At 55.7% G+C, this 26,289-nt stretch carries 22 protein-coding genes; 11 read left to right on the top strand and 11 right to left on the bottom strand.

What is annotated here, in order from left to right:
* The first annotated feature begins 9 nt into the window (after positions 1-9).
* Genes tamA through DA718_RS26075 form a run of 3 tightly spaced genes read left to right on the top strand, consistent with a single transcriptional unit; the run spans position 10 to position 5,863 of the window.
* Positions 10-1,743: an autotransporter assembly complex protein TamA gene (gene tamA, locus DA718_RS26085; protein WP_112216733.1), complete on the top strand. Its 1,734-nt coding sequence runs from the start codon at positions 10-12 to the stop codon at positions 1,741-1,743.
* Positions 1,740-5,516: an autotransporter assembly complex protein TamB gene (tamB, locus tag DA718_RS26080; protein WP_112216732.1), complete on the top strand. Its 3,777-nt coding sequence runs from the start codon at positions 1,740-1,742 to the stop codon at positions 5,514-5,516. The genes tamA and tamB overlap by 4 nt, the downstream gene beginning before the upstream one ends.
* Positions 5,517-5,518: 2 nt before the next feature.
* Entirely contained in the window at positions 5,519-5,863 is a 345-nt protein-coding gene (locus DA718_RS26075) for a gamma-glutamylcyclotransferase family protein (RefSeq protein ID WP_004098039.1), read from the top strand.
* Positions 5,864-5,906: 43 nt separating this feature from the next.
* Here DA718_RS26075 and DA718_RS30890 read toward each other — a convergent pair whose 3' ends face one another.
* The 7 genes from DA718_RS30890 to ppa all read right to left on the bottom strand — a co-directional run bounded on the left by DA718_RS30890 (position 5,907) and on the right by ppa (position 11,431).
* Entirely contained in the window at positions 5,907-6,041 is a 135-nt protein-coding gene (locus DA718_RS30890) for a hypothetical protein (protein ID WP_260611079.1), read from the bottom strand.
* Between the two features lie 21 nt (positions 6,042-6,062).
* A complete protein-coding gene (locus DA718_RS26070; RefSeq protein WP_112216731.1) occupies positions 6,063-6,713 on the bottom strand; it encodes a hypothetical protein in 651 nt (216 codons plus the stop codon).
* 13 nt (positions 6,714-6,726) lie between these two features.
* Positions 6,727-7,368 (bottom strand): hypothetical protein, encoded by a 642-nt coding sequence (locus tag DA718_RS26065; protein ID WP_112216730.1) that lies wholly within the window; start codon positions 7,366-7,368, stop codon positions 6,727-6,729.
* A 3-nt stretch (positions 7,369-7,371) separates the two neighbouring features.
* Complete coding sequence (locus DA718_RS26060) at positions 7,372-8,304, bottom strand: hypothetical protein (RefSeq protein WP_112216729.1); 933 nt, start codon at positions 8,302-8,304, stop codon at positions 7,372-7,374.
* A 44-nt stretch (positions 8,305-8,348) separates the two neighbouring features.
* Entirely contained in the window at positions 8,349-9,638 is a 1,290-nt protein-coding gene (locus DA718_RS26055; protein ID WP_112216728.1) for a hypothetical protein, read from the bottom strand.
* Positions 9,638-10,828 carry a hypothetical protein gene (locus tag DA718_RS26050; protein ID WP_112216727.1) on the bottom strand — a complete coding sequence of 397 codons (1,191 nt, stop codon included), beginning with the start codon at positions 10,826-10,828 and terminating at the stop codon, positions 9,638-9,640. Before DA718_RS26050 ends, DA718_RS26055 begins: the two co-directional genes overlap by 1 nt.
* Before the next feature lie 75 nt (positions 10,829-10,903).
* The gene (ppa, locus tag DA718_RS26045) at positions 10,904-11,431 is read right to left on the bottom strand and encodes an inorganic diphosphatase (protein WP_005134479.1); all 528 of its coding nucleotides are present in this window, start codon (positions 11,429-11,431) and stop codon (positions 10,904-10,906) included.
* A 403-nt stretch (positions 11,432-11,834) separates the two neighbouring features.
* Between ppa and ytfQ the strand changes: the two genes are divergently transcribed.
* The 4 genes from ytfQ (at position 11,835) to yjfF (ending at position 16,483) form a co-directional block, all read left to right on the top strand.
* Positions 11,835-12,791: a galactofuranose ABC transporter, galactofuranose-binding protein YtfQ gene (gene ytfQ, locus DA718_RS26040; RefSeq protein WP_064356162.1), complete on the top strand. Its 957-nt coding sequence runs from the start codon at positions 11,835-11,837 to the stop codon at positions 12,789-12,791.
* A gap of 144 nt (positions 12,792-12,935) precedes the next feature.
* Positions 12,936-14,438 carry a galactofuranose ABC transporter, ATP-binding protein YtfR gene (ytfR, locus tag DA718_RS26035; RefSeq protein ID WP_112216726.1) on the top strand — a complete coding sequence of 501 codons (1,503 nt, stop codon included), beginning with the start codon at positions 12,936-12,938 and terminating at the stop codon, positions 14,436-14,438.
* A gap of 10 nt (positions 14,439-14,448) precedes the next feature.
* Entirely contained in the window at positions 14,449-15,474 is a 1,026-nt protein-coding gene (gene ytfT / locus DA718_RS26030; protein WP_112216725.1) for a galactofuranose ABC transporter, ATP-binding protein YtfT, read from the top strand.
* On the top strand, positions 15,461-16,483 hold the full coding sequence (yjfF, locus tag DA718_RS26025) for a galactofuranose ABC transporter, permease protein YjfF (RefSeq protein ID WP_112216724.1): 1,023 nt from the start codon (positions 15,461-15,463) through the stop codon (positions 16,481-16,483). The genes ytfT and yjfF overlap by 14 nt, the downstream gene beginning before the upstream one ends.
* A 45-nt stretch (positions 16,484-16,528) precedes the next feature.
* Here yjfF and DA718_RS26020 read toward each other — a convergent pair whose 3' ends face one another.
* The 3 genes from DA718_RS26020 to DA718_RS26010 form a co-directional block, all read right to left on the bottom strand.
* Positions 16,529-17,533, bottom strand: coding sequence for a SphA family protein (locus DA718_RS26020; protein WP_112216723.1), 1,005 nt, complete (start codon positions 17,531-17,533; stop codon positions 16,529-16,531).
* 155 nt (positions 17,534-17,688) lie between these two features.
* Positions 17,689-18,180: a flavin reductase family protein gene (locus DA718_RS26015; protein WP_112216722.1), complete on the bottom strand. Its 492-nt coding sequence runs from the start codon at positions 18,178-18,180 to the stop codon at positions 17,689-17,691.
* Positions 18,177-19,325, bottom strand: a complete 1,149-nt coding sequence (locus DA718_RS26010; RefSeq protein ID WP_110274410.1) for an LLM class flavin-dependent oxidoreductase — start codon at positions 19,323-19,325, stop codon at positions 18,177-18,179. The genes DA718_RS26015 and DA718_RS26010 overlap by 4 nt, the downstream gene beginning before the upstream one ends.
* Before the next feature lie 186 nt (positions 19,326-19,511).
* Between DA718_RS26010 and DA718_RS26005 the strand changes: the two genes are divergently transcribed.
* Positions 19,512-19,979 carry a MarR family winged helix-turn-helix transcriptional regulator gene (locus DA718_RS26005; protein WP_112216721.1) on the top strand — a complete coding sequence of 156 codons (468 nt, stop codon included), beginning with the start codon at positions 19,512-19,514 and terminating at the stop codon, positions 19,977-19,979.
* A 323-nt stretch (positions 19,980-20,302) separates the two neighbouring features.
* Positions 20,303-21,088: a cyclase family protein gene (locus DA718_RS26000; RefSeq protein ID WP_112216720.1), complete on the top strand. Its 786-nt coding sequence runs from the start codon at positions 20,303-20,305 to the stop codon at positions 21,086-21,088.
* 79 nt (positions 21,089-21,167) lie between these two features.
* Here DA718_RS26000 and DA718_RS25995 read toward each other — a convergent pair whose 3' ends face one another.
* Entirely contained in the window at positions 21,168-22,175 is a 1,008-nt protein-coding gene (locus DA718_RS25995; protein WP_112216719.1) for an AraC family transcriptional regulator, read from the bottom strand.
* A gap of 333 nt (positions 22,176-22,508) precedes the next feature.
* On the opposite strand from DA718_RS25995, the gene DA718_RS25990 reads away from it, so the two are divergent.
* Both DA718_RS25990 and DA718_RS25985 read left to right on the top strand, forming a co-directional pair.
* Positions 22,509-23,789: an MFS transporter gene (locus DA718_RS25990; protein WP_112216718.1), complete on the top strand. Its 1,281-nt coding sequence runs from the start codon at positions 22,509-22,511 to the stop codon at positions 23,787-23,789.
* A gap of 315 nt (positions 23,790-24,104) precedes the next feature.
* On the top strand, positions 24,105-26,279 hold the full coding sequence (locus DA718_RS25985) for a thiamine pyrophosphate-dependent enzyme (RefSeq protein ID WP_112216717.1): 2,175 nt from the start codon (positions 24,105-24,107) through the stop codon (positions 26,277-26,279).
* Positions 26,280-26,289 lie beyond the last annotated feature (10 nt).

Raw genomic sequence — 26,289 nt, 5'->3', positions numbered from 1 at the left:
GGAGAAAACGTGCTACAAATCCGCCAGTTATGTATCACCAGCCTTTTGCTGGTCAGCGGGGTCGCCAGCGCAGCGAGCGTGCGTTTGCAGGTTGAGGGGTTATCCGGGGAACTGGAAAAAAACGTCCGCGCCCAACTTTCCACGATCCAGAGCGATGAAGTGACGCCGGACCGTCGCTTCCGTGCGCGCGTTGATGACGCCATCCGCGAAGGCCTGAAAGCGCTCGGCTACTACGAACCAACGATCGATTTTGATTTACGTCCGCCGCCGGCGAAGGGCCGTCAGGTGCTGATTGCCAAAGTGACGCCCGGCGAGCCGGTGCGTATAGGCGGTACTGAAGTGATTTTGCGCGGCGGGGCCCGAACCGATAGCGATTATCTGGATCTGCTCAAAACGCGCCCGGCTATCGGCACCGTGTTGAATCACAGCGACTATGATGGCTTCAAAAGCTCCCTGACCCGCGTTGCGCTGCGTAAAGGCTATTTTGATAGCGAGTTTAATAAAAGCCAGCTCGGCGTCTCTCTCGACAGACATCAGGCCTTCTGGGATATCGACTACAACAGCGGCGAGCGCTACCGCTTTGGTCCGGTTACTTTTGAAGGCTCGCAAATTCGCGACGAGTATCTGCAAAACCTGGTGCCGTTTAAGCAGGGCGACTACTACACCTCGCAGGATTTAGCCGAACTCAACCGCCGCCTGGCGGCGACCGGCTGGTTTAGCTCGGTGGTGGTCGCGCCGCAGTTTGAAAAATCCCGTCAGACCAAAGTTCTGCCCCTACAGGGTGTGGTCTCTCCGCGTAAAGAGAATACCGTTGAAACCGGTGTCGGCTATTCCACCGACGTCGGGCCGCGCGTCAAAGGCACGTGGAAAAAACCGTGGATGAACTCCTACGGCCATAGTCTGACCTCCAGCCTCAGTGTTTCTGCCCCTGAACAGCAGCTCGATTTCAGCTATAAAGTCCCGCTGTTAAAAAGCCCGCTTGAGCAGTACTACCTGATGCAGGGCGGCTTCAAGCGTACGGATCTCAACGACACCAAAGCCGATTCCACAACTCTGGCCGTGTCGCGCTACTGGGAGATGTCGAGCGGCTGGCAGCGCGCGCTCAACCTGCGCTGGAGCCTTGACCACTTTACCCAGGCCAGCGTCACCAACACTACCATGCTGATCTACCCCGGCGTGTCGGTGAACCGCACGCGCTCGCGCGGCGGCTTGATGCCGACCTGGGGGGATTCGCAGCGCTACTCGGTGGACTACTCCAACACCATGTGGGGCTCGGACATTAACTTTATCGTGATGCAGGCGCAGGATGTCTGGATCCGTACCCTCTATGATCGCCACCGCTTCGTGGTGCGCGGTAACCTCGGCTGGATTGAAGCCGATAACTTCAGCAAGGTCCCGCCAGACCTGCGTTTCTTCGCCGGTGGCGACCGCAGCATTCGTGGGTATAAATACAAATCTATCTCGCCTAAAGACGATGACGGCAAGCTGATGGGGGCCTCGAAGCTGGCTACCGGCTCGCTGGAATATCAGTACAACGTGACCGGCAAGTGGTGGGGGGCAGTGTTCGTTGATAGCGGCGAAGCGGTGAGCGATATCCGTAAGAGTGATTTCAAAACCGGTGCGGGTCTTGGCGTGCGCTGGCAGTCACCGGTCGGGCCGATCAAGCTGGATATCGCCAGGCCGATAGGCGACAAAGAAGAGCACGGTTTACAGTTTTACATCGGTCTGGGGCCTGAATTATGAGTTTATGGAAGAAGATAAGCCTCGGCGTACTGATCTTTTTAGTGTTGCTGCTGGGGACGGTTGGATTTTTGGTTGGCACCACCACCGGCTTGCATCTGGTGATTAAAGCCGCCGACCGCTGGGTTCCAGGGCTGGATATCGGTAAAACCACCGGCGGCTGGCGTGACCTGACGCTGGAGAACGTGAGCTTTGAACAGCCGGGCGTGGCGGTTACCGCCGGTCAATTCCACCTTGGCGTCAAGCTGCGCTGCCTGTGGGACAGCAGCCTGTGCGTTAACGATATCTCGCTGCGCGATATCTACGTGGCGATCGATACCAGTAAGATGCCGCCAGCGGCGCCGGTTGAGGAAGAAGATAGCGGTCCGCTAAATCTTTCTACCCCGTATCCGATTACCCTGAGCCGAGTGGCGCTGCATAACGTTAACGTGAAAATCGACGATACCGCTGTTTCGGTGCGCGACTTTTCCACCGGCCTGAACTGGCAGGAGAAAAACCTGACCCTGACGCCGACCTCCCTGCAAGGGCTGCTGATTGCGCTGCCGAAGGTGGCGAAAGTGGCGCAGGAACAGGTCGTCGAGCCGAAAATTGACAACCCGCAGCCGCAAGAAAAGCCGCTCGGCGAGACGATGAAAGACCTCTTCTCGAAGCCGGTGTTGCCGGAAATGGCCGACGTCCATCTGCCGCTGAATCTCAATATCCAGGAGTTCCGCGGCGAACAGCTGCGCCTGACCGGCGATACCGATATGACCATCTACAATCTGCTGCTTAAAGTGAGCAGCATTGATGGGCAGATGAAGCTGGACGCGCTGGACGTGGACTCTGACCAGGGGAAAGTCACCGCTTCCGGTAGCGCTCAGTTGCAGGACAACTGGCCGGTTGATATCACCCTCAACAGTACGCTGAACATCGACCCGCTCAAGGGCGAAAAGGTGCAGCTGAAAGTCGGCGGCGAAGTACGTAAAAAGCTGACGGTCGGCGTAGATTTGGCTGGCCCAGTGGCGATGACTCTACGGGCGGAAGCGCAGCTGGCGGAAGCTGGGCTGCCGCTGGATTTGGAAGTGAAAAGCAAACAACTCTACTGGCCGTTTACCGGCGAGAAGGAGTTTCAGGCCGACGATGTGCTGCTGAAATTTAACGGCAAGATGACCGACTACGCCCTGGCTTTCAGCACCGCGGTGAAAGGGAAATCCCTGCCTCCGGCGAAGATTAACCTGAACGCGAAGGGCAACGAGCAGCAGGTTAATCTCGATAAGCTGACCGTCGCCGCCCTGGAAGGGAAAACCGAGCTGAAGGCGCTGCTCGACTGGCAACAGGCAATCAGCTGGCGCGGCGAGTTGACCCTTGACGGCATCAATACCGCCAAAGAAGTGCCGGACTGGCCGTCGAAGCTAAACGGTTTGATTAAGACCCAGGGCAGCCTGTACGGCGGCAGCTGGCAGATGTCGGTGCCGGAGCTGAAAATCACCGGTAACGTGAAACAGAATAAGGTCGATGTCAGCGGCTCACTGCAGGGCAACAGCTATATGCAGTGGAAAATCCCCGGTCTGCATCTGGCGCTAGGTCCCAATAGCGCCGACGTGAAAGGCGAGCTGGGGGTCAAAGACCTTAAACTCGATGCCACCATTGATGCACCGCATCTCGACAACGCGCTACCGGGCCTCGGCGGCACGGCGAAGGGGCTGGTAAACGTTCGAGGTACCGTTGACGCGCCGCAGCTGCTGGCGGATATCACCGCCCGGTCGCTGCGCTGGCAGGAGCTGTCCGTTGCTCAGGTGAACGTGAAGGGTGACGTGAAATCAACCGACCAGATTGGTGGAAACCTCGACGTGCGCGTAGACCGCATCAGCCAGCCGGGCGTCAATATCAGCCTGGTACAGCTCAATGCCAAGGGTAACGAGAAGCAGCACGACCTGCAGCTGCGGGTGCAGGGCGATCCGGTTTCCGGACAGTTATCGCTGGCGGGCAGCTTTGACCGTAAAGAGGAGCGCTGGAAAGGGACGCTAAGCAATACCCGCTTCCAGACGCCGGTTGGGCCGGTTGCGCTAACGCGCGACATCGCGCTGGATTACCGTAACCTGGAACAGAAAATCAGCATCGGGCCACATTGCTGGACTAACCCGAACGCCGAGCTGTGCGTGCCGCAGACTATCGACGCCGGGGCCAGCGGACACGCGGTGGTGAATCTCAATCGTTTCGACCTCGCGATGCTGAAGCCGTTTATGCCGGAAGCGACGCAAGCCAGCGGCGTGTTTAGCGGTAACGCCGATGTGAGCTGGGACACCACCAAAGAGGGGCTGCCGCAGGGCAAGGTCACCCTGAACGGGCGTAACGTGAAGGTGACTCAGACGGTGAACGATGCGCCGCTGCCGGTGGCGTTCGATACCCTGAACCTCACGGCCGATCTGCACAATAACCGTGCTCAACTGGGCTGGCTGATTCGCCTGACCAATAACGGCCAACTGGATGGACAGGTGCAAATCACCGATCCGCAGGGCAGACGTAATCTCGGCGGCAACGTCAATATCAACAACTTCTCGCTGGCGATGATTAACCCTATCTTCTCGCGCGGAGAGAAGGCCGAAGGGAAGCTTAACGCGCGTCTCACCCTTGGCGGCAACCTCCAGAGTCCGCAGCTGTTCGGCCAGATGCAGCTAAACGGCGTCGATGTTGAAGGCAACTTTATGCCGTTTGATATGCGTCCGAGTCAGCTGGCGATGAACTTTACCGGTACGCGCTCGACGCTGCAGGGGACGGTGAATACCAGCCAGGGACAGATTGCCCTGAGCGGTAACGCCGACTGGACGCAGATTGATAACTGGCGCGCGCAAATTGCGGCGAAGGGCAGCCGGGTGCGGATAACCGTGCCGCCGATGGTACGCCTTGATGTGTCGCCGGACGTGGTCTTTACCGCCACGCCGAGCCTGTTTAGCCTTGATGGTAACGTCGATGTTCCATGGGCGCGTATCGTTGTTAACGAAGTGCCGGAAAGCGCCGTTGGCGTCTCTTCTGATGAAGTGATGCTGGATAAAAATCTGCAGCCCATCAAGCAGCAGAGCGCCGGTATCCCAATCAACAGTAACCTGACGATTCATGTTGGCAACAACGTGCGTCTCGATGCCTTTGGCCTGAAAGCGCGTTTGACCGGCGATTTGAAAGTGGCTCAGGATAAACAGGGGCTGGGGCTGAACGGGCAGATTAACATCCCGGAAGGTCGCTTCCATGCCTATGGTCAGGACCTGATTGTGCGTAAAGGCGAGCTGCTGTTCTCTGGTCCGCCGGATCAGCCTCTGCTAAATATCGAAGCCATTCGCAACCCAGATGCGACAGAAGACGACGTGATCGCTGGCGTTCGCGTGACCGGATCGGCAGATCAGCCGAAAGCGGAGATTTTCTCTGATCCGGTTATGTCGCAGCAGGAAGCCCTCTCTTACCTGCTACGAGGGCAGGGTTTAAGCAGCGGACAGAGCGATAGTGCGGCGATGACTTCAATGCTTATTGGTATGGGGGTTGCACAAAGTGGTCAGGTTGTGGGTAAAATCGGCGAGACGTTTGGCGTAAGCAATCTGGCGCTGGATACCGAAGGGGTAGGCGACTCCTCTCAGGTGGTGGTCAGCGGCTATGTGCTGCCGGGTCTGCAGGTAAAATATGGGGTAGGGATCTTTGATTCCCTGGCGACGTTGACGTTACGCTATCGCCTGATGCCTAAGCTATATATGGAAGCGGTGTCTGGCGTAGACCAGGCTCTCGATTTGCTCTATCAGTTTGAGTTTTAGCAATGCGAATATTTGTTTACGGCAGTTTACGACGCAAACAAGGCAACAGCCACTGGATGACCAACGCTCAGTGGCTGGGCGATCATAGTGTCAATGATTATCAACTGTATAGCCTGGGCCACTATCCAGGCGCGGTGCCTGGAGACGGCACGGTACATGGTGAGGTCTATCGTATTGACGCATCGACGCTGGCCGAATTGGATGCGCTGCGTACCAAAGGCGGCGAGTATGCTCGTCACCTGATCCAGACGCCCTACGGTAGCGCCTGGATGTATGTCTATCAGCGCCCTGTCGAGGGCTTCACGCTGATAGAAAGCGGCAACTGGTTGGACAAAGACCAGTATTAAGAATGATAACGCCACCTTCGGGTGGCGTTGTTTTATCTGCGGGTTAGCACTGGCTGGTTTTTGTCGCCTGGCTTAGCGTAGCGCGTAGTTCCCCGGAAGCGGCGCTAAAGCGCCTGTCCGGGCTACCGGCCCGCAGACGGCTGGAAACCTGTAGCCCGGGTAAGGCGTCAACCGCCACCCGGGAAATGCGACAAATTAGCTATTCCTGATTTTTTGGCCAGAACATGCGCGGATAGCCGATCTCAGCTAAACCGGTATGCCGCAGGGTAAGGTATCTGGCGCTTTCTTTATCATAGATGGCAGTGGCTGAATGCGTATGGTCGTTATAGTAAAGCGGCTGTATATCATACATCTGATAAAAGATATCCTTCCGGGTCCAGGCGGGGATATTTTCTATTTGGTAGTCATAGTCGATTTTTTTGCCTTTATTTCCCGGCCCTCCGGCAAACCAGGCCTTCACATCTTCCGTCCCGGTGGTTTTAATCGCTTTTATCGAACCGAAGCAGAATGAGGAGGTTTGTTTCCGCCAGTATTTACGCCCCTCAACCGTGAGGATATAGCGGTTAATCGTCAACGTTTTATTATTTTCATAGGCGAGGGTTTGCGTGGTGAGCAGCCCCAAAGTGACAAAATTCTCCAGCGTCTGCTGGGTTTTTACGCTATCGGGGGTTTGACCTTCTACCTGCTGGATATCCCAGGGAAATGAAATCCCCGGCTTACGAACTCCGAAGCAGTGCGCTTTGTCGGTCCAGGTTATCAACTGCGTGTTGATATCCGCCAGATAATCCCGATCGTCGCAGCCGAATAACGTGAAGATAAATAACCCGCAAAGCGTTTTCTTCAATAGCACAGTAAGATCCTTATCAATTCGCATTGAAGAACTTGTCTTCACCAACGTAATAATTGCTGATACCGGACAGGCTGCGTAAGTGCGTTTTATCCGCCATATTGAATCGGGCGCTGCCGGTGATTTTGCCTTCTTTCATCTGCGGAAAAAGCTGTGGCATTAATTCTTGCGCCCAGTCAGGAACGTCAGCGATATGGTAAATGAAATCGACCGTGACGGCTTTCTGGTCATTTGACGGACTTATCTGGCTAATGCTTTCTATCTGTACGTTACCGAAGCACAGACCGGTTCTCTCGCTATAGGGCCAACTCGGGCTATTGGCGGCACCTTTATCCGTGAGACGGTAGTAGTAGTTGGTATATTTATCCGCCTCAATCTCAATTTTCTCCTCGACCAGACCCTGTTGAATAAACCATGGGATCCCCGCAGTCGGTTGGTACCAGGAAGTGAACTCCGCTTTTAGCTTCTGTCGGGTAATAATACAGATCGCCTGGTTTGCGTAGCGGTTAGCGATATCAAAGCGTTTCTGAATTTCCGGGAGCCACTGCTGGTTGTTCAGTTGCGTAACCGGGTAGGTGGTTTGCTGCTGTCCGTTATCACAGCCGGTGAGAAACAGAGTGAACGCCAGACCGCAAAAGAGCTTTTCTTTCATATCCATATGTTAAGTCCTTGGTTTAATCCATATGACTTTTCTTGCCATTCGTGTCCGGGAAATAAAATCATAAATGTTCTTATTGCCATCGGTATACTCGGGCAAACCACGAATTAAATACTCCATCGGATAAGGGAAACAACGTTCAGGATCGGCTGAATAGTCGTATGCGAGACCTTCCAACGCGCTGTCGCCTGGTGGTAGATCGCCGCAGGTGGGAACCTGATTTTCCTGATATTGGTAAGCGCTATTAAAGGTTATTCTGTTCACCCAATCGGCTAGCTGCGGCTGGAATTTTTCTGCGCCGTAATAGTCGCCATTGGTCAGCCAGATGATGTGCCGCTGGCCAAACATGACCATGTTTATCTCTTGATCGGTGAAGCTTTCCGGGCGCTCATACTCTTTAGTTTTGTTGTCATACACATAGCGATACGCCCAGGATAAGGTATGATTTTGTTTGTTGTAATCAGGCAACTGTAGCCAGTTAAAATCGATCGTTTCAGGAAAGGACCAGGTATGCTTCGGTGGAATTCGCAGCTGTAACTGTTCAGTCCTGTTCTTCAAAAGAGAAAGATCGTCCGATAGCCTTAAATAACCAACGTTGGCAATTTTTATACATAGCCGGTTCTTACTGCCATAGCGTGGTGATATATATCTGGTGCATCTGAATTCTGAGGTGTTTTTCAGCGGCTTGCCGTAGGTTTTTATCTCTTCAGCATAAATATAATTTTCTGGTAAATTTAGTACAGCAATCTCATTTAATGAAATCGTCGTGGGCCCGGCGATAATGGTCTTTTCTGTGCGATCGTCGAAATCATCATCTTCCCGGCTTATTTGCTTTAATTCACTCTGTGTTAAGGGCGCCCCGGCGCTGGCATGTCCCGGCAATAGCGTCAGAGCAATAAATACCTGTAGTGTTATAGCTATTGTTCTCTGAGCCATGAAATCTCCTTTTGCTCAACTCTCCGTAAATAGGGACAGGCAGATTATTCAAATGTACCGATCTGATAGTTCAACGTACGGTAATACTCAGGGAAACGGATAAAACGATCGCCAGCGCCATCAAATACCCCGTTTTTCCCCGGTAGCTTATAGCGTTGCCAATTTTTGCCACTATCGCGGGAAAGATACAGATGCGTTCTGTCGCCGATATCTTTTTCTACCGCCAGCAGGTTAAGCCCGGCATAAATTTTCCCTAACCGATCGATATGTTCAAGTACCAACTGCGACGTACCGTTTTCCTCTAACCGATACAGGCCAAAGCGTGAAGCACTTATTCTGCTGATCAGGAAAATCTGCCCCTGCGGCGAACGGGCGATATCGCGGATATTGGTAGCGAGAATTTGCTCCTGCTGTGACGAGACCACGTTATAGAGAAAGCGCCGTTCTCCCCGGCCTTCAGGAAGCGAAACGGTGACGTCGGCCAGGAGCCGCTGGTGGTTATCGATATACCAGCGTAGCTGGCTCAACCTGGCAGACTGTTCTGCGCTATTGCCCCACTGGATAGTGTTGCGCTTTAGCAGTGGACGAATATCGGCAGCGATTTGCCAACTTTGTCCCTGGTCTTCTGAAACGGAAAGCGTGTACTGGTCCGCCAGCCATAGCTTGCCTGCCTCAGCGCTGACCAGCTTCTGGGAATAAAAGCGTGACGGCATATCTGGCTCAGGAAAGCGCCACTGCGTCAGTTGCTGCCAGCTGATGCCGCCGTCCGGGCTATACCAGACGCTCTTGTTGGCGTGAAAAGGCCCATCGGCAATCAGATAGCACTCACCCTGAAGCCTGCAAACAGGGTCGTCGATATCCCCCAGCCATAGCGCGGAAGTCTGGAGCTGGCCCTGGCGGTCGAGATGCATGATGCTGGTCAGAGGAATGTTTAACCTGTCATCCCCGCGGTCGGTAGAAGTAAACCGGTTATACCGGCCTTTAATATCGCGTTCCAACTGCTCTTTTGCCACGAGACGGACATTAAGCAACTGGGACATAAGGGGCGTTATTCGTTCAAGCGGCGGATTGTAATGATGAATAACACGCCGTTGTTGTTTATCCAGCTCATAGCGTTTGACGGTAAACAGCTCTTCGTGGCTGATAAACAGCGCACCGTTGGTAAAGCTGCTGATAATCGGGTCTTCAACCTCTTTTTCCTCGCCGCTCATTTGGTGCTGGTGCCACGAGATGTTGGGCAGAAAGAGGTTAAACGAAAACGTCGCGGACCACAGGAAAGCCGCCAGCGTGACTATCGCGAGAAACAGTAACCGGCGCTTTATCGTGCTGAACATTACATCAGCTCCTGAAGCGTGGTGTTAGCTTCGGTGCGACCGAGGTAGCGCTTAAATTTACGCTGTAACGTTAGCCAGTCGCCCACGCGGCTTGAGAGCATACGGGTCGCCAGGCCGCACAGTTCGAGGAGTGCGATTACCCCGCCGACGCATAATAACGTTAAGGAAAGCAGGTCAAGCGACTCTGTGGCGAATTTCCAACCGTCCCAGTCGGACGTTCGCATATCATTCAGCTCCAGGCCGAACATAAACAGGAACATGACCAGCGCGATACTATAAAACACCTTATATATCTGCGACATTTGCTGTTCACCGGGATAGAACGGATGAGCTTTCAGATAAGCGCCGCCGTCGCTGCCGTTATACAGCACCTGAACGTTGCCATTATCCCGCCGGTATATGGCGAGTATCCGATCGCCTTTGGCGAGAAAAGGCGGATGGTAACGGTAAAATAAAGGGTGGAGACCCCATCGGGTGCCGCTGATTTGCCAGGAGAAAGAGCGCGGCGCGTCATCGCACTGGAACAGTACGCCGTGAAATTCGCGATGCGTTTTTCCTGCCCCAGTGGACCACTTCTTAAAATAGAGGCTTTTGATTATCCCTTCTTCAATGCTGAAGTGCGGCGGGACAGGATTATCGGCGGCAAAGGGCTGTATATGACTGCTGACGGCGGGAGAGATGGGTTGGCAGAATGAAACGTCTTTGCGTTGTGCCTGGCTCATTCTCGCCATTAGTCCACGCATTCCGGGGTGTATTTTTTGCGCGAAGCGATGCAACAGCCCGCCGATGCCCATCAGCGCAGGCACTAGCGCCAGCGCGGCGATAATCCCAAAAACAATAACCACCCAGGTTGTGGTGTAGAAATACGTTGGATACGCGGCGGCGGCAAACACCAGAGTACCGATAAAAAACATCAGCAGTTTGCTTTTCAGCGACGGCCTGGCCGGTTCGAGCAGAACGTTGCCGTCGCTCAGCCAGTGGATCCAGAAGCTGCCGTCAGGCAGGCGGCGAGCGCCAATATGCAGCGGCTGGTTGAGCTTAAGCTGCTCAAAAAGCGTGGGATCCTGGAAGTAACGCGTATCGGTATAAAAAACGTGGTCGCCAGCGACAAGGCGCAGATAGCTCTGCTTCTCAGAGGCTGCGGTGGTAAATCCGGTAAAATTCAGAGTGAAATAGCGGGTGTTTTTCACAAGGTTCCCTCTTGTGCAAGGCTGCAGCGTTCCGTTGCCGCAAACAGGCAGGGCAGGCGCCCTGCCTGAAAGAGATTACTTCTTAGCGCGCTCGAAGGACGCAACGATTTCAGCTTTAGCTGCTTCAGCGTTGTCCCAACCGTCAACTTTTACCCATTTGCCCGCTTCGAGATCTTTGTAGTGCTCGAAGAAGTGGGTGATCTGCGCTTTCAGCAGGTCTGGCAGGTCGTTCACATCTTTGATGTGATCGTATTCTTTGCTCAGCTTGGTGTGCGGTACCGCAACCAGTTTCGCATCTTCGCCTGATTCGTCGGTCATTTTCAGAACGCCAACCGGACGGCAGCGGATCACAGAACCTGGCTCCAGCGGATACGGAGTCGGGACCAGAACGTCTACCGGGTCACCGTCCAGAGACAGGGTGTGGTTGATGTAACCGTAGTTGCACGGATAGAACATCGCCGTGGACATGAAACGGTCAACGAACAGTGCACCGCTCTCTTTGTCGACTTCGTATTTGATTGGGTCTGCGTTCGCCGGGATCTCGATCACGACGTAGATGTCTTCCGGCAGATCTTTGCCCGCAGGTACGTTGAGTAAGCTCATGTCTGTTTCCTTTAAAATGTATGGCAAACAAGTGCCCGGTATTATAGCCAACTCACATCGAATGTCTTCGCTTCTTTTTCGCCAGAACGAGTGGGCGGTGTCCGAATTTTTCCCTGCAATACAGCCTGAAAATCCATAAACATAGCCGCATCCTGAATAAAATTATGTAACCGTTTTCATCGCATATGCTTGATATCTCAAAGCGTGCAAAATTTTGTCATAAACGGTAAGGGGTGCGCAGGTCGCGAAGCCTTATCGGCTCTCTACTGCCGCAAGTCATGCGTATTAACATCTAATTAACTTTTTTGAAGTGTGATGTAACGCATTCAGTTACATCTCCGATTGTCTATAGTTTGTCCGCAGGTGAGGTTTTAACCAACAATAACCCTACGAGGATCCTCTTATGTGGAAGCGCTTACTTCTTGTCACAGCAGTTTCCGCAGCTATGTCATCTATGGCCATGGCTGCCCCTCTGACCGTAGGTTTTTCGCAGGTCGGCTCTGAATCCGGCTGGCGTGCGGCCGAAACTAACGTCGCAAAAGAGGAAGCCGCGAAGCGCGGTATCACTCTGAAGATTGCCGACGCTCAGCAAAAACAGGAAAACCAGATTAAAGCCGTACGTTCCTTTATCGCGCAGGGCGTTGACGCCATCTTCATCGCCCCGGTAGTAGCTACCGGCTGGGAGCCGGTTCTGAAAGAAGCGAAAGAAGCCAAAATCCCGGTATTCCTGCTCGATCGTTCTATTGATGTCAAAGATAAAGATCTCTACATGACCACCGTCACCGCTAACAACGTGCTGGAAGGTCAACTGATTGGCGAGTGGCTGGTGAAAACCGTTGACGGTAAACCCTGTAACGTCGTTGAACTGCAGGGCACCGTTGGGGCCAGCGTGGCGATTGACCGTAAGAAAGGTTTTGCTGAGGCAATTTCCAAAGCTTCCAATATCAAAATTATCCGCTCTCAGTCCGGTGACTTTACCCGCAGTAAGGGCAAAGAAGTGATGGAGAGCTTTATCAAAGCGGAAAACAACGGCAAGAACATCTGCATGGTTTACGCCCATAACGACGACATGGTGATTGGCGCGATTCAGGCGATTAAAGAGGCCGGGCTGAAGCCGGGCAAAGATATTCTGACCGGTTCTATCGACGGCGTGCCGGATATCTATAAAGCGATGATGGCCGGTGAAGCGAACGCCAGCGTAGAGCTGACGCCAAATATGGCCGGCCCGGCGTTTGACGCGCTGGAGAAATACAAAAAAGACGGCACTCTGCCGGAGAAAGTGACCATTACCAAATCGACGCTCTACTTACCGGATACAGCGAAAGAAGAGTTAGAGAAGAAGAAAAATATGGGCTATTGAGTCGCGAATTACAGGTTCACCGCCGTCTGCGGATTGGGTAGCCCGGACAGGCGCGCAGCACCGCCTCCGGGATTTCCCCGGTCGCTAAAGCACGGCTGAGCTCCCTCTCCCCTCGTTGGGAGAGGGCAAAGGTGAGGGGAGATCATGAACGGCGAATCACATCAGGAAATCCTTCGTACCGAAGGGCTAAGCAAATTTTTCCCCGGCGTGAAAGCGCTGGATGACGTTAATTTCAGCCTGCGCCGGGGCGAAATCATGGCTCTGTTAGGCGAAAACGGCGCGGGTAAATCCACTCTGATTAAAGCGCTCACCGGCGTTTATCACGCCGATCGCGGGGCTATCTGGCTGGAAGGTCAGGCGATTTCACCGAAGAATACCGCCCATGCCCAGCAGTTGGGGATCGGCACCGTTTACCAGGAAGTGAACCTGCTGCCCAATATGTCGGTGGCGGATAATCTGTTTATTGGTCGCGAACCACGCCGTTTTGGTCTGCTGAGGCGCAAAGAGATGGAAAAGCGTGCCACGGCGCTGATGGAATCCTACGGTTTTTCCCTCGACGTGCGCGAGCCCCTCAACCGCTTTTCGGTCGCGATGCAGCAGATAGTTGCTATCTGCCGGGCGATCGACCTGTCAGCAAAAGTGTTAATTCTTGATGAACCCACCGCCAGCCTGGATACCCAGGAGGTGGAGATGCTATTTACTCTGATGCGCCAGCTGCGCGATAGCGGCGTCAGCCTGATTTTTGTCACCCATTTCCTCGACCAGGTTTATGCCGTTAGCGACCGGATCACCGTTTTGCGTAATGGCGGCTTCGTCGGCTGCCGGGAAACCCGCGAGCTGCCGCAAATCGAACTGGTAAAAATGATGCTCGGCCGCGAGCTGGAGCATAACGCCCTGCAGCGTGCGGGCCGCACTCTGCTAAGCGACAAACCGGTTGCCGCCTTCGAGGATTTTGGCAAAAAAGGCACCATCGCCCCGTTTAATCTGCAGGTTCGCCCCGGGGAAATCGTCGGCCTGGCGGGGCTGCTAGGCTCAGGACGCACGGAAACCGCTGAGGTCATTTTCGGCATCAAACCCGCCGACAGCGGCAAAGCGTGGATCAAAGGCAAACCGCAAACCCTGCGCTCGCCGCATCAGGCCTCCTGCCTTGGAATCGGCTTTTGCCCGGAAGATCGTAAAACCGACGGCATTATTGCCGCCGCCTCGGTGCGGGAAAATATCATTCTCGCGCTCCAGGCACAGCGCGGTTGGCTGCGCCCGATTGGCCGACGCGAGCAAAATGAGATTGCCGAGCGCTTTATTCGCCAGCTGGGTATTCGTACCCCCAGCGCCGAGCAGCCGATCGAGTTCCTCTCCGGTGGTAATCAGCAGAAGGTGCTGCTCTCCCGCTGGCTGCTGACCAAACCACAGTTCCTGATCCTCGATGAGCCGACTCGCGGTATCGACGTGGGTGCCCATGCGGAGATCATCCGACTGATTGAAACCTTGTGCGCCGATGGTCTGGCGCTGCTGGTTATCTCTTCGGAGCTGGAAGAACTGGTAGGTTACGCCGATCGGGTGATTATCATGCGCGATCGTCAGCAGGTGGCGGAGCTGGCTCTGAGCGAGCTCTCCGTCCCGGCGATCATGAACGCTATTGCGGCATAAGGAGTAACCGATGATGCCTCGATCTGTTCCGAAAACCGGCCAGCCAAAACGACGCTTTAGCTGGCCAAAAGGGATGCCGCAAATTATTGCGCTGCTGTTGGTGCTGGTTGTTGATAGCCTGGTGGCCCCGCATTTCTACCAGATAGTGTTGCAGGAAGGGCGGCTGTTCGGCAGCCCGATTGATATTTTGAACCGCGCTGCGCCGGTAGCCCTGCTGGCGATCGGCATGACGCTGGTTATCGCTACCGGTGGGATTGACCTGTCTGTGGGCGCGGTGATGGCGATTGCTGGAGCCACGGCGGCGTCGATGACCGTGGCGGGGCACAGCCTGCCGGTTGTGCTGCTGGCATCGCTGGCGGCCGGTGCGCTGGCGGGTCTGTGGAACGGAATTCTGGTGGCAATACTGAAGATCCAGCCGTTTGTCGCCACGCTGATCCTGATGGTGGCCGGACGAGGAGTTGCCCAACTGATCACTTCCGGGCAGATAGTAACCTTTGATTCTCCACATCTGGCCTGGCTCGGCAGCGGATCTCTGCTGCTGTTCCCGACGCCGGTGATCATTGCCATCGTTACGCTGGCGCTATTCTGGTTATTTACCCGCAAGACCGCGCTGGGGATGTTTATTGAAGCAGTGGGCATTAACATCCGTGCGGCGAAAAATGCCGGGGTGAATACCCGCATCGTGGTGATGCTGGCCTACGTATTAAGCGGCGTTTGTGCGGCCATCGCCGGGATTATCGTCGCGGCGGATATTCGCGGTGCCGATGCCAATAACGCCGGATTATGGCTGGAGCTGGACGCTATTCTGGCGGTGGTGATCGGCGGCGGCTCGCTGATGGGCGGACGCTTTAACCTGCTGCTCTCGATGGTCGGGGCGCTGATCATCCAGGGGATGAATACCGGGATCCTGCTGTCAGGATTTCCGCCGGAGCTTAATCAGGTAGTTAAAGCGGTGGTGGTGCTGTGCGTACTGATTGTCCAGTCGCCGCGCTTTATCAGCTTACTGAAGGGGATGCGCGGCCATGATAAAACGTAATTTACCGTTAATGATCACTCTGGCGGTGTTTGTGCTGGGCTATCTCTACTGCCTGACCCAATTTCCCGGCTTTGCCTCGACGCGGGTGATTTGCAATATCCTGACCGATAACGCTTTCCTTGGGATCATTGCTGTCGGCATGACCTTTGTGATCCTCTCCGGCGGGATCGATCTGTCGGTGGGATCGGTGATCGCGTTTACCGGGGTATTTCTTGCCAAAGCGATCGGTTTTTGGGGGATCTCGCCGCTGGTGGCGTTTCCGCTGGTGTTGGTGATGGGCTGCGCCTTTGGCGCGTTTATGGGGCTACTGATTGATGCGCTGAAGATCCCTGCTTTTATTATCACTCTCGCCGGAATGTTTTTCCTGCGCGGCGTCAGTTACCTGGTCTCCGAAGAGTCTATTCCTATTAATCACCCGGTCTATGACACCCTTTCCAGCCTGGCATGGATGATTCCCGGTGGCGGTCGCCTGAGCGCTATGGGGCTGCTGATGCTGCTGGTGGTGGTTGCCGGGATTTTTATGGCTCACCGCACCCGCTTTGGCAATCAGGTTTACGCCATCGGCGGCAGCGCCACCTCGGCGAACCTGATGGGGATCTCGACGCGTAGCACCACGATCCGCATCTATATGCTCTCCACCGGGCTGGCGACGCTGGCGGGAATTGTCTTCTCCATTTATACCCAGGCAGGCTATGCGCTGGCGGGCGTTGGCGTTGAACTGGACGCCATTGCTTCAGTGGTTATTGGTGGCACGTTGTTAAGTGGTGGGGTAGGAACGGTGCTGGGCACGCTGTTTGGCGTGGCGATTCAGGGGCTGATTCAGACGTACATCAACTTCGACGGTACCCTGAGTTCATGGTGGACCAAAATCGCCATCGGGATCCTGCTGTTTGTCTTTATTGCGCTTCAGCGCGGCCTGACGGTGCTGTGGGAGAATCGGCAGAGTTCGCCGGTGACACGAGTGAATAACGTGCCAGCCAATCATGCTGGTGCGACCGATAAGTGGTGAAGTGACCGGGCCTGATGAGCAAAACGCCATCAGGCACCGGCTTTTTTAAAACCCATGAATATAAAATAGGTTCACGATCGCGCTGTTTCTGAGCCGGTTTTCTACCGCCGTTTCGGTGTAGAAGTTTAGCGTCAGGGTGTTATTGGCCGAATGATTCCACATCAGCCCGGGGCCAATGCCTAATACCTGCTCGCGGGAGTTTGGTAGGTCATCGCCATTCACTTTATCGTCGGAAATTTGCTTCAGATAATAGCCGTTAATACCCAGATGCCACTTGGGAGCCACTTCATATTCGGCAGCAAAGTTGAGCCAGGCCAGCTGACCGGCGCGGGTGCGTTGTACGCTTTCGCCTTTCCAGTCCAGCGGGGCGCTGCTGGCCGGGTTGGTATTATTGAAGTTCACCAGATACTGTAAACGCCAGTTTAACGAGGAGCGCGGGGCAAAGAGCCAGGTGGCGGCCCAGGTTGGCGTAAACGACCACTGGTTCGCCCCCGGATTAATGTCCTGCTTCGCGTCATATTTTCCGGTGGGTACGTTGAAGCCGATTTCAAAACGCTGGGCAAACAGCGGCGTGCCCTGCGCATCCATCACCGGGTTAATTTGCAGATAGGTGCCGATAAAAATATCGCCAAACCCAGCGTCATTGGCCTGCAATTTTGCCGGAGCATCGCCGAAATCGGTATGAAAGCCGACGATCGGAATAATCAGGTCTAAACCCAGCGAGGCATTCTCAAACGGGGAGTGTGCAAAGGTATAGAGAAATTGGTGGCTGGTTAGCCAGGTATCCACATTGCTTTTGCCAAAGGCATCTATTTTATTCCCGGCGCTGTCTTTAATCGCATTCGCATGGGTATAGCGATAATAGCCCAGATAGGACAGCTGTCCCGGCGCGGCCGCCGGGAAGCCGTCAAAAAAGCTGGTCAGGCCGAGGTTGATGCCAGCAGGCTCCGCCACCGACGGTGTAGCGGCTTCTGCCGGAGCATGGGCCAGTAAAATGAGCGCAAGAAGCCCCCCGACTCTGCGAGAGAGCCTGGTAAACGATACGGACATGATATTCTACCTTTTAACGACCTACCGTCTTTCCAGTTGCAGGGGGAGACCAAGTCGACACATCGGAATTGACCCGCCTTCCTGCAACTCGAAATCCATTAGGGTATAAAATAATCGTTTCTGGAATACATCGACTAGGCTTATCAGGAACGGAATTAGGCGATACGACGGGTCTGCACTGGCGCACCGTTGCGATAGAGCAGACAATCGCGGTCGTTCCGCTCAACGGCGACGACCGTGGCGGTAACGATGCTGTGGGTGGTGTCATCAATGATCTGATCCACCACGCAGTCGAAGCTCACTGCGGTGCCTTCCAGCATTGGCGCGCCCGACTTCAGCGGATACCACTTTCCCTGGCTGAAGCGCTGCTCGCCATGAAACGCTTTACTGGCGAAACGCATGGCGTGGTCGAGCTGTTCACTGGCCAGCACGTTGATGCCAATCCCCTCGCCAACGTTCAGCTGGCGATGGGCGCTGGCGCTTTTGCCAACGCAGAGCAACACGCGCGGTGGATCGACGCTCACCGAGCAGAACGACGAGGCGGTTAAGCCGTTACGCTGCTCGTCGGAATGGACGGTAATCACCGCCACCGGCAGCGTCAGTTGACGCATGCCCAGTTTGAACTCATCAGCGGACAGAGAACTCATGCGGCTTCTCCTGCGGCGGAATCATACGGACGGAACGGCTCACGCAGGCCACGGGCTTCCAGGCGCGGCAGCACTTCGTCGCGGAAATAGGGGAACTCGCTGACATAGTCGGTGAACGACAGCGTGGTGCCGGAGAAACCGGTACGATACAGCTGCTCCAGGCCGTCGGCGACATCGTCCGGCGTCCCGACCAGCGGGAAGCCGCCGTGGCCGGCAGAGAAGCGGTCGCGAATCAGTTTGAGCTGATCTTTCGGGAACGATTCGGCGTTCTCGAACATCAGACGAATAATGTTATCCACCGCTGCCCAGTCGGCGTTCTGCTGGGAATAGTAGTGGTGATACTCCTCGGCTTCCGCGCGGGTTGGGCGGCAGACGACGTAGGAGAAGGTCAGAATATTGAGCGCTTTCTGGCGTGCGGCATCGAGGGCCTTCTGCTTCAACTCGACAATCTCTTTTGCGGAGCGCTCCAGGGTGATGGCGGAGGTGAACAGGAAATCGGCGTTGCGAATGGCGAAATCGCGCCCTTCGCCGGAACCGGCGGCGTTAAAAATCGGGATGTCTTGTTGCAGCGGTAACGGCAGACCGTAGGTGTCTTTCAGCTTGAAGAAATTGCCGTCCCAGTTGAAGGCTTTCTCTTCGCGCCACAGTTTACGGATCACCTCAAACCACTCCTGGCCGTAGGCGTAGCGGCTTTCGTGATCGTAGGCGAGGTCGCCGCCCAGCGCTTCATATTCCGGGCGGTTCCAGCCGCAAACCACGTTCAGCCCCGCGCGACCCTGGCCGATGTGATCCATCGTCGCCAGCTGTTTTGCCACCACCACCGGATGGTTAAAAGAGGTATGAACGGTAGAAAAGACGCTGATATGGCGAGTTGCCGCAAGCAGCGCGGAGGCCCAGGTGACGGTCTCCAGCACGTTGCCGTGGAAGTTGGTTTCGCCACCGTAGCCGATCCAGCGGGCGATCGGCAGCAGAAACTCGATCCCGGCTTCATCGGCGAGCTGCGCCATTTTCAGGTTGTTTTCCCAGGAGTTGTTCCAGCGATCTTCAATTTTGGTGACAGCCATACCGCCGGAGCAGTTCGCTGCAAAGAAACCCAATTTAAACTTATTGTTATTCAGGATCCGGTTTACTTTAGTGTTTGCCATGAGGTGGCTCCTTTCGGAAGTAGGTGATGACTTAACACAACTAAGCAATGGGTATATATTTTATACATGAATATTTTATACTTAAACAATATCGATTGCTTAATAATCACCCACCTGTGAGAGCAATCACATAATAAAATGTGATGATTAGGCTGGGAAGTCATGAGAAACAGAGGTAAATAATTAATGAAATCAAATGCATCCGCTATTTCACCTGAAGGCGGCTCGCGCGATGTCAAACTGTGGCTGCGGCTGTTATCGTGCGTCAACATCATTGAAACTGAACTTCGTCAGCGGATGCGTGAGCAGTTTGGCAGCACGCTGCCGCGCTTTGATATGCTGGCGCAACTAGATCGCTTCCCGGACGGCATCAAGATGGGCGAACTGTCGCGACTGATGCTGGTGACGGGCGGCAACATTACAGGGCTTGCCGATAGTCTGGAAAAAGAGGGCATGGCGGTGCGGGTGTACGATCCCAACGATCGTCGCTCGTGTCGGATCAAACTGACCGCGTCCGGCAAACAGCAGTTTGATCTGATGGCGGCGGCGCACCAGGGCTGGCTGAACGAACTGATGGCCGCTCTGCCGATGAAAGAAAAAGATCAGCTCTATACGCTACTGGGCAATTTTAAGAGCCAGTTCCCAGGAATGTAATTATTTAGGGTATATACCCTAAATAATTCGAGTTGCAGGAAGGCGGCAAGGGAGTGACAAATTCGTCCGGAACGAATTTGAACAACCGAAGGTTGCCTCTGGTGAGGAACAAGGATGTCCCTCATTACATCCCCGGGAGCTTACTCCAGTAAGTGACTGGGGTAAGTGAGCGCAGCCAACGCATCTGCAACTTGAAGTATGACGGGTATAGAAGTTTTTTCACTTTCTGGATAACAGCTTCAGGAAATGGATAGAGCATTTGCCGGGCCTGCTTACAATGTTACTTGTTTGTTAATTTCAATTTCCCAAACAGGTGACCGCGTATGAACAAAGCATTGCTGACTGAATTTTCTGAGGGGATCGCTCAGGGCGCGATCCGGATTGTCGATTTAACACAAACGCTGAGCGAACGCTTCCCGACGCTGCAGCTGCCGCCACAGTTCGGCCAGGCCTGGGGCTTTAAAAAAGAGACCATTTCCCACTACGATGAAAATGGCCCCGGTTGGTACTGGAACAACTTTACCTGTAGCGAACACACCGGCACTCACTTTGATGCGCCGGCGCACTGGGTGAGCGGTCGTGAGCATCATGAAAATACCGTTGATACCATCAACCCTGCGGCGTTCATCGGCCCGGCGGTGGTGGTGGATGCCAGCCGCGAAGTAGCGGAAAATCCGGACTGGATCTTGTCGGTAGATTACCTGGAAAGCTGGGAAAAACAGCACGGTAAGATCCCGGAAGGCGCCTGGGTGCTGTTCCGTACTGACTGGTCGAAAAAGGCCGACGACGCTGGGGCGTTTCTCAATATGCGCGACGACGGCGCCCACACGCCAGGCCCAGCGCAGGCAACCGTCGAATGGCTGATTGAAGCGCGCAACGTACGTGGCTTTGGCGTGGAAACTATTAACACCGATGCCGGGCAATCCTACGCCTGGCCGGTGCCCTATCCCTGCCATACCCTGATGCACGGCGCTAATAAATATGGCCTGCAATGCCTGACCAACCTCGATCAATTACCGACGCGCGGTGCGGTGATTATCGCGGCCCCGCTCAAAATTGAGCAGGGTTCCGGTAGCCCGTTACGCGTACTGGCGCTGGTTAGCGAATAACTTCAACACAAATACACTAAGTAATTCGAGTTGCAGGACAAAACGCATCTGCAACTTGAAGTACGACGTGTATTGCCGGTCAGCGCTTACGCATGCTCTGACTGGGCGTCTCACCAAAGCGTGCTCTGTACTCGGCGCTAAAGCGCCCCATATGGGCAAATCCCCAGCGCAGCGCAGCGCCTGTCACGTTGTTTACCTCGCCGGAAAGCAGCTCGGCGCGCACCCGCTCCATACGGGTATCCCGCAGATATTGCATCGGGCTGACGCCAAGAAAGTTTTTAAACCCCGCATACAGTCCGCGCAGGCTAACGCCGCCAATCCCCGCCAGTGCTTCCGCGCTCAGCGTTTCGTGCGCGTGGGCGTGAATGTACTCTTGCACGCGGCGGACGTGGGCCGGGCGAATGCTGGAACGCTTGCTGTCAGCGGGTTGGCGATAGTTATGCTGGTGGCTATTGAGCAACGTGGTGGCCACCAGTTGCTCCATCTGCTGGCGAATCAGACGGTGTTTTTCCAGGTCCAGCCCCTGGCTGGCGCACTCCAGCAGATAACCAATGAGCGCACACCACGCCGGGTTCTCCTGCCAGCGGAACGCGGTCTCGAAGCGTAGCGGTTCGTTCAGCGGCTGGCCAAGCTGGCCGACCAACATGTTCTCCAGCAGCGAGCGGGAGATGCGCAGCAGAAACTGATCGTTGCCCGGCTCCCAGCGCATGCGGGTGACGTCTTCCGGGTTAATCACCGTGGCCAGCTGCGGACCGGATAGGATCTCCTGACCTTCGCTCACCACTGTGGCGCTACCGTGCAGCGGCATCTGCACCAGAAAAAAATCCTTCATCAGGCACGGCGCGATATCCACCCGTGAGCTGTAGCGCAGGCGGTTAAGTGAGATTTCACCCATCGGAATGTGGTGCATCCGCACGTCGGCGCGTGCGCCGCGATCGACCAGATCCACCTGGCAAGGTTTGAAGATCCGTCCTACGACGGCACCTGCTTGCTCCAGCGTGGCGGAGGTAAACAGCAGGTTGGCGGACGAATTGAGATGACTAAGCGCGGCGGACAGACGCGGTGAGACGATATCGTTGATCAACATAACAGACTCCTCGTGGAGACGACGTAAAGGTGAAACGTCCTGCCTGTTGTTGATTGCTGGCCGTCATACGCGAACGCGTTGCTTTAATCAACATTCCATTAACAACTTGCTAACGCATACACGTTAACTGGAATTCAGAAGTTATGTCAGAGCAAATTCCGATAACGAGAGATGGATCGCGCAGATTTTGTTATCGCTGCGGGCGGCGAAATGCCATTTTGCGCGGTGATTATCCGGCTTGTGCAGATATAACTGCTGGCAGATGGAGGGAGGATTGATCCTTTGCGCCACTTTTCTTATCGCTGATGGTGTGTCCACTAACCGGAGTTTGCCATGACCATTGCGATGACAAAGAGTGCGGTGCGTCCGTACGCCGTGACCCGCCGGGTATTACTGGTGTGCTGGTTGAGTATTTTATTTGAAGGCTATGACGTTGGCGTGATGGGGGCGGTGCTTTCCAGTATGGCGGAAGACGCTGGCTGGGGGCTGACGCCGCTGGAGCTGGGGGCGCTCAGTAGCTACGCGCTGGTGGGAATGTTCTTCGGCGCATTCGCTGCCGGTTCACTGAGCGAACGCATCGGGCGGCGGCGGATGCTGCTGCTGTGCGTCGGGCTGTTTTCGCTTTCGATGATAGCCACCACCTGGGCGCCGACGCCGCTGCTGTTCGGCGTGGCGCGTTTTGTTGGAGGGCTGGGGCTGGGCGGGGTGATTCCTGTGGCGGCGGCGCTAACCGTAGAATATTCGCCGCCGGAGCGGCGCAGCTACAACTACGGGATTATGTATTCTGGCTACTCGCTGGGCATTCTGTGCTCGGCGCTGGTGGCGATGTGGCTGATTCCCCACTTCGGCTGGCGCAGCGTGATTGGCGTGGGCGCCCTGCCGCTGCTGGTGCTGTGGCCGATGTCGCGCCTGCTGCCGGAGTCGCTAGAGTATCTGGTCAGCCGTGGGCGAATGATTGAGGCGCGTGAGCTGTCATCGCGTCTCGGCGTTCCGCTGCCGCAAGCGGAAACGCCGCGTCCGCAGCAGGAGGGCTGGCGTAAAACTGGCAGCCTGCTGTTCTCGGGTGACTATCTGCGCGCCACGGCCTGCTTCTGGGTCGCCTTATTCTGCGGCATGTTGCTGGTCTATGGTCTCAACACCTGGCTGCCGAGCATCATGCGCAAAAGCGGCTATGCGCTGGGGCCAAGCCTGCTGTTTTTGGTGGTGTTTAGCCTCGCCTCGGCGGTGGGCGGCTTGTTCCTCGGGCGCATTGCCGATCGTATCGGCGCGAAACGAGCGGTGGCGCTTTCTTACCTCGTGGGCGGCGCGGGCATCTGCGCGCTGATGTTCCCGCACTCGCTGCCGGTCAATATTCTGCTGACCGCGCTGGCAGGTGTCGGCAGTATTTCTGCATCGCTTATCTTGACCGGCTATCTGGCGACCTGGTATCCAGGCAACAGCCGCGCGGCGGCCACCGGTTGGGCGCTGAGCTTTGCGCGTATCGGCGCGATGAGCGGGCCACTGTTTGGCGCGTGGATAGCCAGCAGTGGGCTATCTCTGTCGTGGAACTTTGGCGCGTTTGCGCTGGTGTCGCTGGTCGCGGCGCTGACGGTGATGTTGCTACCGAAGCGGTAGGATGCCGGAAATCAGAAGAACGATAATCTTTTAAATTACGGTGCGTTAACTCTCTCTTAAAAAGGAGAGGGGCGCACCGAGCTGAGATATTCATGTTCAGCACACCTCAATCCAGCACCCAACGGTTCCTTCGCCCCTTTTGGGAGAGGGCCAGGGTGAGGGGATGCGTACCAATCCCCCCATTTTTATCCCCGTTCTGCAATCGCTATCCATCTTCCGCACAAATGACAATTCCATGACAAATCATGGATTGCCCCTCCTTCGCACGTTGCTTACAAGTTAATCAGACCAAATTGAAATGAAAGTGAGGTTGTGATGGCTGAACGTTCGTTTGTTGAAGAGGTAAAGAAACTGACTTTACCGGCAGGTTCTGTATTTAGCGGCGAAGGTATTCTGGCCGTCACTAAAGCGCTGCTGGAATCCGGCGTCTCCTACGTGGCCGGCTATCAGGGCGCGCCTATTTCCCACTTGATGGACGTGCTGGCCGATGCCCAGCCGATCCTCGACGAGTATGGCATTCGCTTTGAAAACAGCGCCAGCGAAGCTACCGCGGCGGCGACGCTGGCGGCGTCGGTCAACTACCCGCTGCGCGGCGCGGTGACCTTCAAGGCGACGGTTGGCACCAACGTGGCTTCCGACGCGCTGGCCAACCTCTCCTCCGGCGGCGTGCTGGGCGGAGCGTTGATTATCGTCGGCGAAGACTACGGCGAAGGTTCATCAATCATGCAGGAGCGCAGCCATGCTTTCGCCATGAAATCACAAATGTGGCTGCTCGACCCGCGCCCGAACCTGCCGTGTATCGTGCAGGCGGTGAAGGATGGCTTTGAACTGTCCGAGGCCAGCAACACCCCGGTGATGCTGCAAATGCGCATCCGTTCCTGTCACGTTCACGGTCAGTTTGTCACCTCGGAAAACCGCGCTCCGGCGTTTACGGTGAAACAGGCGCTGGAAAATCCCCAGCGCGACATCAGCCGCATCGTGCTGCCGCCTGCCAGCTTCCTGCATGAAAAAGAGAAGGTTCATCAGCGCTGGCCTGCGGCGCTGCGCTTCATTCGTGAACGTCGCCTGAACGAGTTCTTCTCCTCCGACGTCGACGATATTGGCATCGTGCTGCAGGGCGGCAACTACAACACGTTGATTCGCGCCCTTAACCAGCTGGATCTGGCCGACGTGTTTGGCAACAGCAAAATCCCGCTGTACGTGATGAACGTCGCCTACCCGCTGGTGGACGAAGAGTTGGACGAGTTCTGCCGCAACAAGCGCGCGGTGCTGGTGCTGGAAGAGGGGCAGCCGAACTTCGTTGAGCAGAATATTGCTAACATCCTGCGCCAGAAGGGGCTGAGTACCAAACTGCACGGCAAAGACCTGTTACCGCTTGCTGGCGAGTACAACACCGCCACCGTGCTGGCGGGGCTGCGCGCCTTCTTCGAACGTTACGATCGTCTGGCGCCGGATGCCCTGGCTGCCGCGCGCCAGGTGCGCATTCCGCTGGCCAACGTGATGCCGGATGTCGTCAACGCCGCGCCGCCTGCGCTGGCTGATGCGATTCACGCTCGCCCGCCGGGGTTTTGTACCGGCTGCCCGGAGCGGCCGATTTTTACCGCCATGAAGCTGATTGAGCGCGAGCTTGGCCCGCACCACATCAGCGCCGACATCGGCTGCCATCTGTTCTCGATTCTGCCGCCGTTTAATCTCGGTAATACCACCATGGGCTACGGTCTGGGCGGCGCGGGAGCGGCGGCGCTCAATAGCAAAGACGGCAAGCGCGCCATCTCGGTGATGGGCGACGGCGGTTTCTGGCATAACGGTCTGACCAGCGGCATCGCCAACAGCGTATTTAACCAGAGCAACAACCTGACCATTGTGGTCGACAACAGCTACACCTCGGCCACTGGCGGCCAGGACATTCTGTCGTCCACCGCGCAAAACGCCACCCGCAGTACCGGCCACGCTATTGAGCAGGCGGTGAAGGGCGTCGGCGTGAAATGGGTGAAAACGGTGCGTCGCACCTATGACCTGAAAACCATGACCGCTACTCTGCGCGACGCCTTAACCAGCAAAACGCCGGGTCCGAAGGTGCTGATTGCCCAGAGCGAATGCATGCTCAACCGCCAGCGCCGTGAAAAGCAGCAGGTGCGTAAAGCGCTGGAGAGCGGTAAACGCGTGGTGGCGGAGCGCTTCGGCGTGGATAGCGACACCTGTACCGGCGACCACTCTTGCATTCGTCTTTCCGGCTGTCCGTCGCTGTCGATTAAACCGAACCCGGATCCACTGCGTACCGACCCGGTCGCAACGGTGATCAACAGCTGCGTCGGCTGCGGCCTGTGCGGCGAAGTGTCGCATGCCGCCGTGTTGTGCCCCTCGTTTTATCGGGCGCGCATCGTCACCCATCCGGGGCGCAGTGAACGCTGGAGAGAGGCGATTCGTCGTCCATTAATCAACTGGTTACAGCGCCGGAACGCCCGTCGCCTGGCCCGCGTTAGCCTGTAAGGAGCACTCA

This window comes from Klebsiella huaxiensis (assembly GCF_003261575.2).
Lineage (GTDB): Bacteria > Pseudomonadota > Gammaproteobacteria > Enterobacterales > Enterobacteriaceae > Klebsiella > Klebsiella huaxiensis.
The sequence above is the reverse complement of the archived record's forward strand: the minus strand, read 5'-3'. Positions and strand labels throughout refer to the sequence as shown.

What these genes read in the sequence shown, in the direction of transcription:
- tamB (WP_112216732.1), top strand. Translation starts at nt 1,740, where the DNA reads ATGAGTTTATGGAAGAAGATAAGCCTCGGCGTACTGATCTTTTTAGTG.
- DA718_RS26075 (WP_004098039.1), top strand. Translation starts at nt 5,519, where the DNA reads ATGCGAATATTTGTTTACGGCAGTTTACGACGCAAACAAGGCAACAGC.
- DA718_RS26065 (WP_112216730.1), bottom strand. Translation starts at nt 7,368, where the DNA reads ATGGATATGAAAGAAAAGCTCTTTTGCGGTCTGGCGTTCACTCTGTTT.
- DA718_RS26060 (WP_112216729.1), bottom strand. Translation starts at nt 8,304, where the DNA reads ATGGCTCAGAGAACAATAGCTATAACACTACAGGTATTTATTGCTCTG.
- DA718_RS26055 (WP_112216728.1), bottom strand. Translation starts at nt 9,638, where the DNA reads ATGTTCAGCACGATAAAGCGCCGGTTACTGTTTCTCGCGATAGTCACG.
- ppa (WP_005134479.1), bottom strand. Translation starts at nt 11,431, where the DNA reads ATGAGCTTACTCAACGTACCTGCGGGCAAAGATCTGCCGGAAGACATC.
- ytfQ (WP_064356162.1), top strand. Translation starts at nt 11,835, where the DNA reads ATGTGGAAGCGCTTACTTCTTGTCACAGCAGTTTCCGCAGCTATGTCA.
- ytfR (WP_112216726.1), top strand. Translation starts at nt 12,936, where the DNA reads ATGAACGGCGAATCACATCAGGAAATCCTTCGTACCGAAGGGCTAAGC.
- ytfT (WP_112216725.1), top strand. Translation starts at nt 14,449, where the DNA reads ATGATGCCTCGATCTGTTCCGAAAACCGGCCAGCCAAAACGACGCTTT.
- yjfF (WP_112216724.1), top strand. Translation starts at nt 15,461, where the DNA reads ATGATAAAACGTAATTTACCGTTAATGATCACTCTGGCGGTGTTTGTG.
- DA718_RS26020 (WP_112216723.1), bottom strand. Translation starts at nt 17,533, where the DNA reads ATGTCCGTATCGTTTACCAGGCTCTCTCGCAGAGTCGGGGGGCTTCTT.
- DA718_RS26015 (WP_112216722.1), bottom strand. Translation starts at nt 18,180, where the DNA reads ATGAGTTCTCTGTCCGCTGATGAGTTCAAACTGGGCATGCGTCAACTG.
- DA718_RS26010 (WP_110274410.1), bottom strand. Translation starts at nt 19,325, where the DNA reads ATGGCAAACACTAAAGTAAACCGGATCCTGAATAACAATAAGTTTAAA.
- DA718_RS26005 (WP_112216721.1), top strand. Translation starts at nt 19,512, where the DNA reads ATGAAATCAAATGCATCCGCTATTTCACCTGAAGGCGGCTCGCGCGAT.
- DA718_RS26000 (WP_112216720.1), top strand. Translation starts at nt 20,303, where the DNA reads ATGAACAAAGCATTGCTGACTGAATTTTCTGAGGGGATCGCTCAGGGC.
- DA718_RS25995 (WP_112216719.1), bottom strand. Translation starts at nt 22,175, where the DNA reads ATGTTGATCAACGATATCGTCTCACCGCGTCTGTCCGCCGCGCTTAGT.
- DA718_RS25990 (WP_112216718.1), top strand. Translation starts at nt 22,509, where the DNA reads ATGACCATTGCGATGACAAAGAGTGCGGTGCGTCCGTACGCCGTGACC.
- DA718_RS25985 (WP_112216717.1), top strand. Translation starts at nt 24,105, where the DNA reads ATGGCTGAACGTTCGTTTGTTGAAGAGGTAAAGAAACTGACTTTACCG.